This window comes from Aquabacterium sp. T101 (assembly GCF_057219775.1).
Window position 1 is genome coordinate 14,747 of the sequence record NZ_JBXVVZ010000003.1, and the last position, 15,754, is coordinate 30,500.

Annotated in this window: 13 protein-coding genes; 10 read left to right on the forward strand and 3 right to left on the reverse strand. The window is 70.3% G+C overall.

Features of this window, described 5'->3' with window-relative positions:
- Nucleotides 1-92 precede the first annotated feature (92 nt).
- The 9 genes from manD (at nucleotide 93) to AC2EAQ_RS09935 (ending at nucleotide 11,372) form a co-directional block, all read left to right on the forward strand.
- On the forward strand, nucleotides 93-1,304 hold the full coding sequence (gene manD / locus AC2EAQ_RS09895) for a D-mannonate dehydratase ManD (RefSeq protein WP_484642842.1): 1,212 nt from the start codon (nucleotides 93-95) through the stop codon (nucleotides 1,302-1,304).
- A complete protein-coding gene (locus AC2EAQ_RS09900) occupies nucleotides 1,301-1,861 on the forward strand; it encodes an SAM-dependent methyltransferase (protein WP_484642847.1) in 561 nt (186 codons plus the stop codon). The genes manD and AC2EAQ_RS09900 overlap by 4 nt, the downstream gene beginning before the upstream one ends.
- A complete protein-coding gene (locus tag AC2EAQ_RS09905) occupies nucleotides 1,858-3,348 on the forward strand; it encodes a mannitol dehydrogenase family protein (protein ID WP_484642850.1) in 1,491 nt (496 codons plus the stop codon). The genes AC2EAQ_RS09900 and AC2EAQ_RS09905 overlap by 4 nt, the downstream gene beginning before the upstream one ends.
- Nucleotides 3,345-4,445, forward strand: a complete 1,101-nt coding sequence (locus AC2EAQ_RS09910) for an Ldh family oxidoreductase (RefSeq protein ID WP_484642854.1) — start codon at nucleotides 3,345-3,347, stop codon at nucleotides 4,443-4,445. The genes AC2EAQ_RS09905 and AC2EAQ_RS09910 overlap by 4 nt, the downstream gene beginning before the upstream one ends.
- Nucleotides 4,446-4,457: 12 nt before the next feature.
- Nucleotides 4,458-5,213 (forward strand): SDR family oxidoreductase, encoded by a 756-nt coding sequence (locus AC2EAQ_RS09915; RefSeq protein ID WP_484642858.1) that lies wholly within the window; start codon nucleotides 4,458-4,460, stop codon nucleotides 5,211-5,213.
- A 25-nt stretch (nucleotides 5,214-5,238) separates the two neighbouring features.
- Nucleotides 5,239-6,108 carry a fumarylacetoacetate hydrolase family protein gene (locus AC2EAQ_RS09920; RefSeq protein WP_484642860.1) on the forward strand — a complete coding sequence of 290 codons (870 nt, stop codon included), beginning with the start codon at nucleotides 5,239-5,241 and terminating at the stop codon, nucleotides 6,106-6,108.
- Between the two features lie 381 nt (nucleotides 6,109-6,489).
- Nucleotides 6,490-8,412 (forward strand): PrkA family serine protein kinase, encoded by a 1,923-nt coding sequence (locus tag AC2EAQ_RS09925; RefSeq protein WP_484642862.1) that lies wholly within the window; start codon nucleotides 6,490-6,492, stop codon nucleotides 8,410-8,412.
- A 109-nt stretch (nucleotides 8,413-8,521) separates the two neighbouring features.
- Nucleotides 8,522-9,817, forward strand: coding sequence for a YeaH/YhbH family protein (locus tag AC2EAQ_RS09930; RefSeq protein ID WP_484642864.1), 1,296 nt, complete (start codon nucleotides 8,522-8,524; stop codon nucleotides 9,815-9,817).
- Nucleotides 9,818-9,824: 7 nt separating this feature from the next.
- A complete protein-coding gene (locus tag AC2EAQ_RS09935; protein WP_484642867.1) occupies nucleotides 9,825-11,372 on the forward strand; it encodes a SpoVR family protein in 1,548 nt (515 codons plus the stop codon).
- Between the two features lie 37 nt (nucleotides 11,373-11,409).
- Here AC2EAQ_RS09935 and AC2EAQ_RS09940 read toward each other — a convergent pair whose 3' ends face one another.
- Complete coding sequence (locus tag AC2EAQ_RS09940) at nucleotides 11,410-12,441, reverse strand: hypothetical protein (RefSeq protein ID WP_484642869.1); 1,032 nt, start codon at nucleotides 12,439-12,441, stop codon at nucleotides 11,410-11,412.
- 65 nt (nucleotides 12,442-12,506) lie between these two features.
- Nucleotides 12,507-13,922: an FAD-binding oxidoreductase gene (locus AC2EAQ_RS09945; protein WP_484642873.1), complete on the reverse strand. Its 1,416-nt coding sequence runs from the start codon at nucleotides 13,920-13,922 to the stop codon at nucleotides 12,507-12,509.
- A gap of 61 nt (nucleotides 13,923-13,983) precedes the next feature.
- On the opposite strand from AC2EAQ_RS09945, the gene AC2EAQ_RS09950 reads away from it, so the two are divergent.
- Nucleotides 13,984-14,568 carry a cob(I)yrinic acid a,c-diamide adenosyltransferase gene (locus AC2EAQ_RS09950; protein WP_484642875.1) on the forward strand — a complete coding sequence of 195 codons (585 nt, stop codon included), beginning with the start codon at nucleotides 13,984-13,986 and terminating at the stop codon, nucleotides 14,566-14,568.
- Between the two features lie 42 nt (nucleotides 14,569-14,610).
- On the opposite strand, the gene AC2EAQ_RS09955 is transcribed toward AC2EAQ_RS09950, so the two are convergent.
- Nucleotides 14,611-15,738, reverse strand: a complete 1,128-nt coding sequence (locus AC2EAQ_RS09955) for a 3-deoxy-7-phosphoheptulonate synthase (protein ID WP_484642877.1) — start codon at nucleotides 15,736-15,738, stop codon at nucleotides 14,611-14,613.
- Between the last annotated feature and the right edge of the window lie 16 nt (nucleotides 15,739-15,754).

Genomic DNA, 15,754 nt, shown 5'->3' on the forward strand with positions numbered 1-15,754 from the left:
CGGGGGGTCGGGGTGGGCCGGAGTGGCGGGTTGTACTGCGCCCCCCATTCCGGACTGTTTCCTGGGGTTTAGGTCATCCAACGTTCAGTCACATGAAGATCACCAGCGCCAAGGTCATCGTCTGCAGCCCCGGCCGCAACTTCGTCACCCTCAAGATCGAGACCGACGAGGGCCTCACCGGCCTGGGCGACGGCTCGCTCAACGGCCGCGAGCTGTCGGTGGCCAGCTACCTCACCGACCACGTCATCCCGTGCCTGATCGGCCGCGACGCGCACCAGATCGAGGACATCTGGCAATACCTGTACCGCGGCGCTTACTGGCGGCGCGGCCCGGTGACCATGAGCGCCATCGCCGCGGTGGACACCGCGCTGTGGGACCTGAAGGCCAAGGCCGCCGGGCTGCCGCTGTACCAGCTGCTGGGCGGCGCCAGCCGCGAGCGCGTGCTGGTGTACGGCCACGCCAACGGCCGCGACATCGAGTCCACCGTGGAGGAGGTGCTGCGCTACAAGGCCATGGGCTACCAGGCCATCCGTGCGCAGAGCGGCGTGCCGGGCCTGGAGAAGGTGTACGGCGTGGGCCGCGGCCGCATGCAGTACGAGCCGGCGGAAACCGGCCTGCCGCCTGAGCACGACTGGGACACGTCCAAGTACCTGCGCCACACGCCCAAGCTGTTCGACGCCGTGCGCAGCGCGGTGGGCGACGACGTCCACCTGCTGCACGACGTGCACCACCGGCTGACGCCGATCGAGGCCGGGCGCCTGGGCAAGGACCTCGAGCCCTACCGCCTGTTCTGGATCGAGGACGCCACGCCGGCCGAGAACCAGGAGGCCTTCCGCCTGATCCGCCAGCACACCACCACGCCGCTGGCGGTCGGCGAGGTGTTCAACACCATCTGGGACTGCAAGGACCTGATCGAAAACCAGCTCATCGACTACATCCGCACGACGGTGGTCCATGCGGGCGGCATCACGCACCTGCGCCGCATCGCCGATCTGGCCTCGCTGTACCAGGTGCGCACCGGCAGCCACGGCGCCACCGACCTGTCGCCGGTGTGCATGGGCGCGGCGCTGCACTTCGACCTGTGGGTGCCCAACTTCGGCATCCAGGAGTACATGCGCCACACCGACGAGACCGACGCCGTGTTCCCGCACGCCTACACCTTCAAGGACGGCTACATGCACCCGGGCAACGTGCCCGGCCACGGCGTGGAGATCGACGAGGCGCTGGCGGCGAAGTACCCCTACGAGCGGGCCTACCTGCCGGTGAACCGGCTCCAGCATGACGGCACGCTGTGGCACTGGTGAACCGCCTGCGCCGTCGCACGCTGGCCGCCGGGCTGCTCGCCGCGGCGGGCGGCCGCGCCGCGGCCCAGCTCGACATCGACGTGCCCTTCGTCGTCACGCCCGACCATGTCACGCGCGCGATGCTCGACCTGGCCGGCGTGAAGCCCGGCGACTTCGTCATCGACCTCGGCTCGGGCGACGGCCGCATCGTCATCACCGCGGCGCGCCACTACGGCGCGCGCGGCCTGGGCGTGGAGATCGTGCCCGACCTGGTGGACCGCAGCCGCGCTGCCGCGCGCATCGCCGGCGTGGCCGACCGCGCCGAGTTCCGCGTGCAGGACCTGTTCGCCACCGACCTGTCGCCCGCCACGGTGATCACGATGTACCTGCTGCCGGAAGTGAACCTGCAGCTGCGCCCGCGCCTGCTGGCGCTCAAGCCCGGCACGCGCATCGTGTCGCACGACTGGGACATGGGCGACTGGAAGCCCGACCGCATGATCACCGTCGACGTGCCCGACAAGCCCTACGGCCGCGAGAAGCTGTCGCGCATCTATCTGTGGACCGTGCCGGCCCGATGACGCAGCGCCTGCACCCGGCCCTGCTCGGCACGCTGCCCGCGGCCGTGCGCCGCCCCGCGTTCGAGCGCAAGTCGCTGCGCCAGGGCATCGTGCACCTGGGCCTGGGCGCGTTCTCGCGCGCGCACCTGGCCGCCGTCAACGACGACGCGCTCGACGCCGGGGCCGCGCCCGACTGGGGCATCACCGGCGTGTCGCTGCGCCATGCGGACGTGCGCGACGCGCTGGCGCCGCAGCGGGGCCTGTACTCGCTCAGCCTGCGCGACGCGGACGGCGTGCGCACGCGCATCGTCGGCTCGGTGCTCGGCGTGCTGGTGGCGCCGGAGGACCCGGGCGCGGTGCTCGAGTGCATCGCCGGCGCCGACACCCGCATCGTCAGCCTCACCGTCACCGAGAAGGGCTACTGCCACGACCCGGCCACGCGCACGCTGCGGCTGGACCACCCGGACATCGTGCACGACCTGGCCCATCCCGACGCGCCGCGCAGCGCCATCGGCTTTCTGGTGCACGGCCTGGCGCGCCGCCGCGCCGACGGCGCCGGCCCGGTGACGCTGCTGTCGCTGGACAACCTGCCTTCCAACGGCGACACGCTGCACGGCCTGGTGATCGCGTTCGCCGAGCGCGTCAGCTCGGGCCTGGCGCGCTGGATCGAGCACGAGTGCCGCTTCCCCAACAGCATGGTCGACCGCATCGTGCCGCGCAGCACGCCGGACGACATCGCGCGCGCGCAGGCCGCGCTCGGCGGCGTGCACGACGCGGCGGCGGTGGCGGCCGAGCCCTTCCTCGCGTGGGCGGTGGAGGACCGCTTCGCCGCCGGCCGGCCGGACTGGTCGCACGGCGGTGCGCAGTTCGTGGCGCGCGCCGAGCCGTTCGAGAAGCTCAAGCTGCGCCTGCTCAACGGCGCGCACTCGGCCATCGCCTACCTCGGCGTGCAGGCCGGCTGGGCCACGGTGGACTCGGCGATGGCGCAGCCGGCGCTGGCGCGCTTCGTCGACGCGATGCTGCGCGACGAGGTGGCGCCCACGGTGGCCGCCGAGCTGCCGGGCTTCGACCTCGACGGCTACCGCGCGCAGCTGCTGCAGCGGTTTGCCAACCCGGCGCTGGCGCACCGCTGCCAGCAGATCGCGATGGACGGCTCGCAGAAGCTGCCGCAGCGCCTGCTCGGCACGCTGCGCGACCGGCTGGACGACGGCGCGCCGATCGAGCACCTGGCGCTGGCGCTGGCGGCGTGGTGCACGCACCTGCGCGGCCGCGACGAGGCCGGCCGCCCCTACGCGCTGGACGACCCGCTGGCGCCGGACCTGGCCGCGCTGGCGGCGCGGGCCCAGGCGCTGCCCACGGCCGCTGCGCGCGCCGACGCGTTCACGCGCTTCGCGCCGGTGTTCGGCGACCTCGCCGGGCAGCCGCGCCTGGTGCAGGCGCTGGCACGCGCCCTGGACGACCTGGCCGCGCACGGCGCGGCCGCCACGCTGGAGCAACGCACCCGATGAGCAGCCAGCCGACCCGCGACGACGCCACGCCGCTGCCCGCCGACACGCTGCGCGACTGGTGCACACGCTGCTTTGCCGCCGCCGGCATGATCGACACCGACGCCGCGCTGCTGGCCGCGAGCCTGGTGCAGACCAGCCTGTGGGGCATCGACTCGCACGGCGTGGCGCTGCTGCCGCACTACCTGACCCGGCTCGACAACGGTTCGATCCGCGCGCGGCCCGCCCTCGTGCTGCACCGCACCGGCCCGGCCACCGCGCTGCTGGAGGCCGACCAGGGCCAGGGCATCGTGGTGGCGCACCGCGCGATGGCCGAGGCGGTGGCGCTGGCGCGCGAGCAGGGCATCGGCGCGGTGGGCGTGCGCAACGCGTCGCACTGCGGCGCGATCGGCCTGTACACCCGCGCCGCGGCGCGGCAGGGCTGCGTCGGCGTGGCCTTCACCCATGCCGACAGCGTGGCGGTGCCGCACGGCGGGCGCCGCGCGTTCCTCGGCACCAACCCGATCTCGTTCGCGTTCCCGCGCACGGCGCCCGGCGGCGCTGCAGCCGGCGTGCCCACCGGGCAGTGGGGCGAGCCGGTGTGCCTGGACATGGCCACCACCTCGATCCCCTGGAACCGCGTGCGCAACGCGCGCCGCGAGGGCCACCCGCTGCCGCCGGACGTGGCGGTGGATTCGCGCGGCGAACCCACCACCGACGCCGAGGCCGCCGCCGCCGTGGTGCCGCTGGGCGGTGCGGGCTACGGCCACAAGGGCTACGCGCTGGCGCTGGTGGTGGACCTGCTCTGCGGCCCGCTGATGGGCAACCCCTACGGGCCGCACATCCCGTCGATGTTCGGCGCGCTCGACGCGCCGCGCCGGCTGGGCGCGTTCTTCATTGCGCTGGACCCCGAGCGCTTCGCCGGCGGCGCGTTCTTCGCGTTGCAGGTGGAGGCGATGGCGCGCGACCTGGCCGCCGAGCCCGGCGCGCCGCTGATGCCGGGCGACCCCGAGATCGCCGTGGCCGCCACGCGCGCGAGCGTGGGTGTTCCCATCGAGCCCGGCCTGGCCGAACAATTCCGATCGTGGGGCGCCCGCCTGGGCGTTCCCGCACCCTTGTAGAAAGAGAAAGCCATGAGTCAACGACTGTCCGGAAAGACCGCCTTCGTCACCGCTGCCGGCCAAGGCATCGGCCGCGCCACCGCCGAAGCCTTCGCGCGCGAAGGCGCGCAGGTGATCGCCACCGACCTCAACGTGGAGCTGCTGGCCGGCCTGAAGGGCCGGCCCGGCATCACGGTGGAAAAGCTCGACGCGCTCGACGCCGCCGCCATCGCCGACGCCGCGCGCCGCCACCCCGGCGTGGACGTGCTGTTCAACGCCGCGGGCTTCGTGCACCACGGCACCGTGCTCGACTGCACCGAGGACGAGTGGCAGTTCGCGTTCGACCTCAACGTGCGCAGCATGTACCGCACGATCAAGGCCTTCCTGCCCGGCATGCGCGCCAAGGGCAACGGCAGCATCGTCAACATCGCCTCCGGCGCCAGCAGCGTGAAGGCGGCGGCCAACCGCTTCGTCTACGGCGCCACCAAGGCGGCAGTGATCGGCCTGACCAAGAGCGTGGCGCTGGACTTCATCCGCGAGGGCGTGCGCTGCAATGCCATCTGCCCCGGCACGGTGGAGTCGCCGTCGCTGCGCGACCGCATGACGGCGCTGTCGCAGAAGAGCGGGCAGACCTACGAGCAGGTGGAGGCGATGTTCATCGGCCGCCAGCCGATGGGCCGCCTGGGCACGCCGGAGGAGATCGCCGCGATGGCGGTCTACTTCGCCAGCGACGAATCGCGATTCACCACCGGCACCGCGGCCCTGGTCGACGGCGGCTGGTCGCTCTGAACATCTCGACGAAAGGAAGAAGACCATGAAACTGATGCGAGTCGGCCCGAAGGGCCACGAGAAGCCCGCCGTGCTGGACGCGCAGGGCAAGGTGCGCGACCTGTCGGGCCTGCTGTGCGACATCACGCCGCACCAGCTCACGCCCGAGGGCCTGGCCGCGCTGCGCGCGATCGACCTCGGCAGGCTGCCGGTGATCGACAACCCCACGCGCATCGCGCCGCCGTGGTCGGGCGTGGGCAAGTTCGTGGCCATCGGCCTGAACTACAGCGACCATGCCGCCGAGTCGAACCTGCCGGTGCCCAAGGAGCCGGTGGTGTTCACCAAGGCCACCAGCTGCATCGTCGGCTGCAATGACGCGGTGGTGCTGCCGCAGGGCTCGGTCAAGGGCGACTGGGAGGTGGAACTCGGCATCGTCATCGGCAGCAAGACGCGCTACGTGAGCGAGGCCGACGCGCTGTCGCACGTGGCCGGCTACTGCGTGGTGAATGACGTGTCCGAGCGCGAGTACCAGGTCGACCGCGGCGGCTCGCAGTGGGACAAGGGCAAGGGCTGCGACACCTTCGGCCCGATCGGCCCGTGGATGGTGACGCGCGACGAGATCCCGGACATCCAGAACCTGGGCATGTGGCTCGACGTGAACGGCAAGCGCTTCCAGACCGGCAACACCAAGACGATGATCTTCGGCGCCGCGTTCCTGGTCAGCTACGTCAGCCGCTTCATGACGCTCTACCCCGGCGACCTGATCACCACCGGCACGCCCCCGGGCGTGGGCATGGGCATCAAGCCGAACCCGGTGTACCTGAAGCCCGGCGACGTGATGACCCTGGGCATCGACGGCCTGGGCTCGCAGCGCCAGGTGGTGCACGCCTGGGACCCGGCGCTGATCGACAACTGATCGACAGCTGATCGACATCGGGCGCGCATGTCGACGCGCGCCGCCGAGGGCTGTCCGCCCGCCGTCAGGCTGGCGGAAGCCGACTCGTGCTACAAAGAAGCTGTCAGCCGGCACGTGGTGCCACGCGTTGTCGAACGGCGTGAAAAGCTGGCCCTTGCGGCCGCATTTCTCGCCTTCGGCGCCGCACCGCGGCGCCATGCTGGCGCAGACTCGTCACCGAAGAACGAGATCCGAAGTCCGTAGAGCCTCCGACCGGAAAGCTCTGATGCCGCCTGGGCCCGTACAGCCGGGACTGCATCAGAACTTCCCGGCCCCGCGGGGGTCGGCAAGCGTCTTGCTTGCCGGTCCGTCGCCCGGTCGAACCGTCAAGGAGGTCCTGCAATGGACGTCATCGCCAGCTTCGCCCAACGCTACGAGCGCACCCGCGAAGAAGAGCTCTCGCTCGAGGACTACCTCGCCGAGTGCAAGAGGAACCCGCTGGCCTACGCCACGGCCGCCGAGCGCATGCTCAAGGCCATCGGCGAACCCCAGATGGTGGACACGCGCAACGACCCGCGCATGTCGCGGATCTTCGCCAACAAGGTCATCAAGCTGTACCCGGCCTTCGCCGAGTTCTACGGCATGGAAGAGGCCATCGAGCAGGTGGTGTCCTACTTCCGCCATGCCGCGCAGGGCCTGGAGGAGAAGAAGCAGATCCTGTATCTGCTGGGCCCGGTGGGCGGCGGCAAGAGCAGCATCGCCGAGCGCCTGAAGCAGCTGATGCAGGACGTGCCCTTCTACGCGATCAAGGGCTCGCCGGTGAACGAGTCGCCGCTGGGCCTGTTCAGCGCCGCCGAGGACGGCCCGATCCTCGAGAAGGAATACGGCATCCCGCAGCGCTACCTGCAGCGCGTGCTCAGCCCCTGGGCCGTCAAGCGCCTGGAGGAGTACGGCGGGGACATCCGCAAGTTCAAGGTGGTCAAGCGCTTCCCGTCGATCCTCAAGCAGGTGGGCGTGGCCAAGACCGAGCCGGGCGACGAGAACAACCAGGACATCAGCTCGCTGGTGGGCAAGGTGGACATCCGCAAGCTCGAGACCTATGCCCAGGACGACCCGGACGCCTACAGCTACAGCGGCGGCCTGTGCCTGGCCAACCAGGGCCTGCTCGAGTTCGTGGAGATGTTCAAGGCGCCGATCAAGGTGCTGCATCCGCTGCTGACCGCCACGCAGGAGAACAACTACAAGGGCACCGAGGGCTTCGGCGCGATCCCCTTCGACGGCATCGTGCTGGCGCACAGCAACGAGAGCGAGTGGAAGGCTTTCCGCAACAACAAGAACAACGAGGCCTTCCTCGACCGCATCTACATCGTCAAGGTGCCGTACTGCCTGCGCGTCAGCGAGGAGGTGAAGATCTACGAGAAGCTGATCCGCAACTCGTCGCTGTCGCAGGCCAAGTGCGCGCCGGGCACGCTGAAGATGATGAGCCAGTTCGCGGTGCTCACGCGCCTGAAGGAGCCCGAGAACTCGTCGCTGTATTCCAAGATGCAGATCTACGACGGCGAGAACCTCAAGGACACCGACCCGCGCGCCAAGAGCTACCAGGAGTACCGCGACTACGCCGGCGTGGACGAGGGCATGAGCGGCATCTCCACCCGCTTCGCGTTCAAGATCATCTCCAAGGTGTTCAACTTCGACTCCACCGAGGTGGCCGCCAACCCGGTGCACCTGATGTACGTGCTGGAGCAGCAGATCGAGCGCGAGCAGTTCCCGAAGGAGACCGAGGACAAGTACGTCGCCTTCATCAAGGAGCTGCTGGCGCCGCGCTACGCGGAGTTCATCGGCAAGGAGATCCAGACCGCCTACCTGGAGAGCTATTCCGAGTACGGCCAGAACATCTTCGACCGCTACGTCACCTACGCCGACTACTGGATCCAGGACCACGAATACCGCGACACCGACACCGGCGAGGTGTTCGACCGCCAGGCCCTGAACGCCGAGCTGGAGAAGATCGAGAAGCCCGCCGGCATCGCCAACCCGAAGGACTTCCGCAACGAGATCGTCAACTTCGTGCTGCGCGCGCGCGCCGGCAACCAGGGCAAGAACCCGAACTGGACCAGCTACGAGAAGCTGCGCACGGTGATCGAGAAGAAGATGTTCTCGAACACCGAGGAGCTGCTGCCGGTGATCAGCTTCAACGCCAAGGCCAGCGCCGACGAGGCCAAGAAGCACGAGGACTTCGTCACCCGCATGGTGGCCAAGGGCTACACCCACAAGCAGGTGCGCCTGCTGTGCGAGTGGTACCTGCGCGTGCGCAAGAGCAGTTGAGACCATGAGTTCAAGGGTCCTGTCCAGCAGGCGCCGCGGATCCGGCTTGGCCGGTCCGCAGGCGACGCCCCCCTGGGGGGGAGCGCCGAAGGCGCAACGGGGGGGGTAGATGCTCCAGCAGATCATCGACCGGCGGCTGGCGGGCAAGAACAAGTCCGTCGGCAACCGCGAGCGCTTCCTGCGCCGCTACCGCGACCAGGTCAAGGACGCGGTCAAGCGCGCGATCGACGGCCGGGGCATCCGCGACATCGAGCGCGGCGAGGACATCACGATCCCGAAGCGCGACATCTCCGAGCCGGTGTTCCACCACGGCCAGGGCGGCGTGCGCGAGGTGGTGCATCCGGGCAACCGCGAGTACATCCAGGGCGACCGCATCGAGCGGCCCAAGGGCGGCCAGGGCGGCGGCAGCGGCAAGGGCCAGGCCAGCGACTCCGGCGAGGGCGAGGACGACTTCGTCTTCTCGCTCAGCAAGGAGGAGTTCATGCAGGTCTTCTTCGAGGACCTCGCCCTGCCGGACCTGGTGCGCACCCAGCTCGCCGAGGTGCCCGAGTGGAAGAGCCACCGCGCCGGCTTCACCAGCGACGGCACGCCGAACAACCTGCACGTGGTGCGCTCGATGCGCGGTGCGATCGGCCGGCGCATCGCCATCGGCGCCGAGTCGCGCCGCGAGCTGCGCGAGCTGGAGGACGAGCTGCAGGCCCTGCTGCGCGACGCGCCGGTGGGCGACGCCGCGTCGGGGCTGCGCATCACGGCGCTGCAGCAGCGCATCGACGAGCTGCGCACGCGCCTGGGCCGCATCCCCTACCTGGACCCGATCGACCTGCGCTTTCGCAACCGGGTGCGGGTGCCGATGCCCACGTCCAAGGCGGTGATGTTCTGCCTGATGGACGTGTCCGGCTCGATGGACGAGGGCCGCAAGGACCTCGCCAAGCGCTTCTTCATCCTGCTGTACCTGTTCCTGACGCGCCACTACGAGAAGATCGACATCGTCTTCATCCGCCACCACACGCAGGCCGCCGAGGTGGACGAGCAGAACTTCTTTCACGCCACCGAGACCGGCGGCACGGTGGTGTCGTCGGCCCTGGTCCTGATGGAAGAGGTGATCCGCGCGCGCTACAACCCGAGCGAGTGGAACATCTACGGCGCGCAGGCCAGCGACGGCGACAACTGGCACCACGACAGCGGCCGCTGCCGCGAGCTGCTGGACCAGAAGATCCTGCCGCTGTGCCGCTACTACGCCTACGTGCAGGTGGCCGAGGAGGAGCAGAACCTGTGGCAGGAGTACACCCAGCTGCTCGAGACCCGGCCCCAGTTCGCGATGCGCAAGGCCACCGAGGCGAGCCAGATCTATCCCGTGTTCCGCGACCTGTTCCGCAAGGAAGGCGCGCAGTCCCAGGCCGCATGACCCTTCCATGGCCGAGCCGCTGACCCATCCCCTGCCGCCGGGCCCGCGCCCGGCCGAGCCGCTGCCCGGCCCGAGCGACTGGAGCTTCGAGCTGATCGAGCGCTACCACGAGGTGATCCGCGACACCGCGCGCCGCCACGGGCTGGACACCTACCCGAACCAGCTCGAGATCATCACCGCCGAGCAGATGATGGACGCCTACGCCAGCGTGGGCATGCCGGTGAACTACCGCCACTGGAGCTACGGCAAGGAGTTCATCGCCACCGAGAAGAACTACAAGCGCGGCGCGATGGGCCTGGCCTACGAGATCGTCATCAACTCCAACCCCTGCATCAGCTACCTGATGGAGGAGAACACGATGGCGATGCAGGCGCTGGTGATCGCGCATGCCGCCTACGGCCACAACAGCTTCTTCAAGGGCAACTACCTGTTCCGCATGTGGACCGACGCGTCGTCGATCATCGATTACCTCGTCTATGCCCGGAACTACGTCGCCGCCGCCGAGGAAAAGCACGGCATCGACGCGGTGGAGGAGCTGCTCGACAGCTGCCACGCGCTGATGAACCACGGCGTGGACCGCTACCGCCGCCCCAGCCGCAAGACCCTGGCGCAGGAGCTGGCCGAGCGCAAGGAGCGCGAGGCCTACGCGCAGCAGCAGGTCAACGACCTGTGGCGCACGCTGCCGCGCCGCGCCGACAAGGCCGACGCCGCCGCGGCGGCCAAGCGCTTCCCCGAGGAGCCGCAGGAGAACCTGCTGTACTTCATGGAGAAGAACGCGCCGCTGCTCGAGCCCTGGCAGCGCGAGATCGTGCGCATCGTGCGCAAGGTGGCGCAGTACTTCTATCCGCAGCGGCAGACCCAGGTGATGAACGAGGGCTGGGCCACGTTCTGGCACCACCGCCTGCTCAACACCATGTACGACGACGGCTGGCTGACCGACGGCGTGATGATCGAGTGGCTGAAGTCGCACACCAACGTGATCTACCAGCCGCGCGTGGGCGAGCGCGGCTACTCGGGCCTGAACCCCTATGCGCTGGGCTTCGCGATGTACACCGACCTCAAGCGCATCTGCGAGCAGCCCACCGCCGAGGACCGCGAGTGGTTCCCGGACATCGCCGGCAGGCCCTGGCTGCCGGTGCTGGACCATGCGATGCGCAACTTCAAGGACGAGAGCTTCGTCGGCCAGTTCCTGAGCCCGCGTCTGATGCGCGAGCTGCGCCTGTTCGCGATCCGCGACGACGAGGACGACAGCGAGCTGGAAGTCAGCGCCATCCACGACGACGCCGGCTACCGCCGCGTGCGCGAGGCGCTGTCGAGGCAGTACGACCTGGGCTCGCGCGAGCCCAACATACAGGTCTGGAACGTCAATGTGCGCGGCGACCGCGCACTGACGCTGCGCCACACCCAGCACAACAACCGGCCGCTGGACGATTCCGCGCACGAGGTACTGCGCCACGTGGCCCGGCTGTGGGGCTTCCCGGTCCACCTGGAAAGCGTGGACGCCGCCGGCGACGTGACGCAGCGCTGGGCGGTGGAGCCCAGGCCGCAGGACTAGGCCGCGCGGCGGGCGCGCCGCACGGCCCCGCGCGGGTTCAGTTGTTGGCGCCCAGCCGGTAGCTCGACCACAGCAGGCCGGCCTGCAGCACGGTCGGCGTGGCGGCCCCGGCCGCCTGGAACTCCAGGTCGAACGTGGTGCCGCTGCGCGCGCGCACGATCACCCGGTCGCCTGCCGCGTCGCGCAGTTCCACCGCGCCGCTGCCCGGCATCGTGTTGCCGGTCTGGCTGAACACGGTGCTGGTGACCATGGCGTAGGTGGTGCCCGCCACGGTGACGGCGCCGTTGAGGTCGAAGCTGGCGCCGGTGGTGCCCAGCACGCCGTAGACGTCGAAGTTGTAGACCAGCGCCTGGCCCTGCTCGTTCACGACGGCGTCGATGTAGCTGATGCGCTGGCGCGTGCTGGTGGCCGATTCCTCGCGATACCAGATGCGGAAGCTGCCGGACAGCGTGCCGAATCCGGCCTCGGCGAAGCCGCTCAGCGTGATCGTGGCGTCCAGCGCCGTGGGTTCCTGCTGCGAGTCCAGCTCCACCGCGTTGACGACGAAGCTCAGGGTGCCGTTGATGGCCGGCGTGAGGGCGTCGAAGGTGCAGTTGGTGAACACGAAGCTGGCACTGTCGCCGCGCGACAGGCGCTGGTTGTCGTCGGCGTCGTTGACCGTGGCCACGAAGCTGCCGCTCACGCCGCAGGCCAGCGTCTCCACCGTGATGGCCTGCGCCGACTCGCGTCCCGTGCCGGCCGCCAGGCGCGCCGCACTGCGCACGGCTTGCCGCAGCGCACCCTCGGTGGTGCCGGACACCCTTGCCATCGGGGACTCGCGCTGCGACGCCAGCACTGGCACGCTGCCGTCGGCCGCGCCCATCACGGTGCGGGCCAGCACGCCGACGAAGGCGCCGGCATTGGCCTGGGTCAGGTCGGACGAAGCCGACGCCGTGCCGCTGCGGGTGGTGGTGGGCACCGCCACGGCCGACGAGCCGCTGTCGCCACCGCCACCGCCGCAGGCGGCGGCCAGCAGCGCAGCGCCGACGAGGCTGGCACCGCGAAGGAGATTCCGGTCGAAGAGGTTCATGTGCGCTCCCTTGCACGCTTGGAGGCCGCCGATGATGCCATCGGCGCAGCCGGCGCCGCCCGGGCTCAGGCCGCGAAGATCTTGCCCGGGTTCATGATGTTCCCCGGATCGAGCGCGCGCTTGATCTGGCGCATGGCATCCACCGCCGCCGGCCCGGCCTCGTCGAGCAGGTAGGGCATCTTGTGCAGGCCGATGCCGTGCTCGCCGGTGCAGGTGCCTTCCAGCCGCAGCGCGCGCTGCACCATCTTCACGTTCAGGTCCTCGACCTTGGCGCATTCCTCGGCGTCGTCCGGGTCCATCAGGTAGGACAGGTGGAAGTTGCCGTCGCCGACATGGCCGACGATCCAGTACGGGACGCCCGAGGCCTCGGCCTCGGCGATCGACTCGTTGATGCTCTCGGCCAGGCGCGAGATCGGCACGCAGGTGTCGGTGCTCTGGCAGCGGCAGCCCGGTCGCATCTGCAGCGCGGCGAAGTAGGCCTCGTGGCGCGCCTTCCACAGCCGCGTGCGCTCCTCGGGCGTGCGCGCCCACTCGAAGTCGGCGCCGCCATGGCCGCGCGCGATCTCCTGCACCGTGTCCGACTGCTCGGCCACGCCGGCCTCGCTGCCGTGGAATTCCATCAGCAGCATCGGCGCCTCGCGCAGGCCGAGCTGCGAGTGCCGGTTGACGGCACGGATCGCGTTGGCGTCGAGCAGCTCGCAGCGCGCGATCGGCACGCCCATCTGGATCGTCTCGATCGTGGTGCGCACCGCGGCGTCGATGCTCGGGAAGAAGCACACCGCCGCGCTCACCGCCTCGGGCAGCGGATACAGCCGCAGCGTGATCTCGGTCATCACGCCCAGCGTGCCCTCGCTGCCGACGAACAGCCGCGTCAGGTCGTAGCCGGCGGAGGACTTCTTGGCCCGCGTGCCGGTGCGCATCACCGTGCCGTCGGCGGTGACGACCGACAGCGCCAGCACGTTCTCCTTCATCGTGCCGTAGCGCACCGCGTTCGTGCCCGACGCGCGCGTGGCGGCCATGCCGCCGAGCGTGGCGTTGGCGCCGGGGTCGATCGGGAAGAACAGGCCGCTGTCGCGGATCTCGCGGTTGAGCTGCTCGCGGGTGACGCCGGCTTCCACCGTGGCGGTGAGGTCTTCGGCGTTGACGCGCAGCACGCGGTTCATGCGCGACAGGTCGATGCTGACGCCGCCCTGCACCGCGAGCAGGTGGCCTTCGAGCGACGAGCCCACGCCGAAGGGGATCACCGGCACGCCGTGCGCCGCCGCCTGCTTCACCACGAAGGCCACCTCGTCGGTGGTCTCGCAGAACACCACCGCCTCGGGCGGCGCTGCGTCGTACACCGACTCGCCGCGGCCGTGCTGCTCGCGCACCGCGGCCGACGTGGAGCAGCGCTCGCCGAAGCGTGCGCGCAATGCGTCCAGCATGGCCGGCGGCACGGCGCGGCGCTCGATGCGGGGATGGAGGTCGTGCGGTGCGTTCATGGCGGCTCCCGGGCAGGCGTCGATGGTAGTGGCCCCGCGGGCCTGCTGCTAGCATGGCCTCGTGGCGAACCGGCTTACCCAGATCAGCACCCGCACCGGCGACGACGGCAGCACCGGCCTGGGCGACGGCACGCGCACGCGCAAGGACGCGCTGCGCGTGCACGCCATGGGCGACGTCGACGAGCTGAATTCCAGCCTCGGCGTGCTGCTGGCCGAGCCGCTGCCCGACGACGTGCGCGAGCTGCTGGTGGTGATCCAGCACGAGCTGTTCAACCTGGGCGGCGAGCTGTCGATCCCCGGCTTCGAGCTGCTCAAGGCCGAGGCCGTGGCGCGGCTGGACGAGGCGCTCGAACACTACAACGCCACGCTGCCGCGGCTGGCGGAGTTCATCCTGCCCGCGGGCACGCGCAGCGCGGCGCTGGCGCACGTGAGCCGCACCATCGCCCGGCGTGCCGAGCGCGCCGTGGTGGCGCTGGCGGCGGCCGAGGCGGTGCGCGCCGAGCCGCGCCAGTACCTCAACCGCCTGTCGGACCTGCTGTTCGTGCTGGCGCGCGTGCTCAACCGCGCCAACCTCGACGGCCTGGGCGGCGACGACGTCTACTGGAAGAGCCAGCGCCTGGCCCAGCAGGGGCCCGAGGGCGGCTGACGTTCGCCCTGGCCGCCCGAAGCGGGCGGAGGGGGCCCGCGATCAGCGCGCGCGCCGGCGCCGCACCGCGTCGCTCAGCACATCGAGCACCTTCAGCGAGTCGTCCCAGCCCAGGCAGGCGTCGGTGATGCTCTGGCCGTAGGCCAGCTTCGCCGGGTCGTCCTTGCCGGGGGAGAACTTCTGCGCGCCGGCCTCGAGGTGGCTTTCCACCATCACGCCGAAGATGCAGCGGTTGCCGTCGGCCATCTGCGCCGCGATGTCGCGTGCCACGTCCACCTGGCGCTCGTACTGCTTGGCGCTGTTGGCATGGCTGGTGTCCACCATCAGGCGGCACGGCAGCTTGGCGGCCTCGATCTCCTTGCACGCCGCGGCCACGCTGGCGGCGTCGTAGTTGGGCTGCCGGCCGCCGCGCAGGATGACGTGGCAGTCGCGGTTGCCGCGCGTCTCCACGATGGCCACCTGGCCGTTCTTGTGCACCGACAGGAAGTGGTGCGGCTTGCCCGCGGCCTGGATCGCGTCGATGGCGATCTTGAGGTTGCCGTCGGTGCCGTTCTTGAAGCCCACCGGCGCCGACAGGCCCGAGGCCAGCTCGCGGTGCACCTGGCTTTCGGTGGTGCGCGCGCCGATCGCGCCCCAGGCGATCAGGTCGCCGATGTACTGCGGGCTGATCACGTCGAGGAACTCGCTGGCTGCCGGCACGCCCAGGCGGTTGATGTCCAGCAGCAGCTGGCGTGCGATGCGCAGGCCCTCGTGGATGCGGTAGCTCTCGTCGAGGTAGGGGTCGTTGATCAGGCCCTTCCAGCCCACGGTGGTGCGCGGCTTCTCGAAGTACACCCGCATCACCACTTCCAGCGTGCCGGCGTGCTTCTCGCGCTCGGCCTTCAGGCGCCGGGCGTACTCGATCGCCGCGGCCGGGTCGTGGATCGAGCACGGGCCGATGATCACCAGCAGGCGGTCGTCGTCGCCGTGCAGGATGCGACGCACCGACTCGCGCGTGCTGCCGATCAGCGTCTCGACCGGCGTGCCCGCGATCGGGAAGAAGCGGATCAGGTGCTCCGGCGGCGGCAGCGGCGTCACGTCGCGGATCCGCTGGTCGTCGGTGCGGCTGGTCTTCTCCGACAGTGCATAGCCATACGGCACCTGTTCGGAAGTCGGTGACTTGGGGCTCATGCGCGGGCTCCTTCGT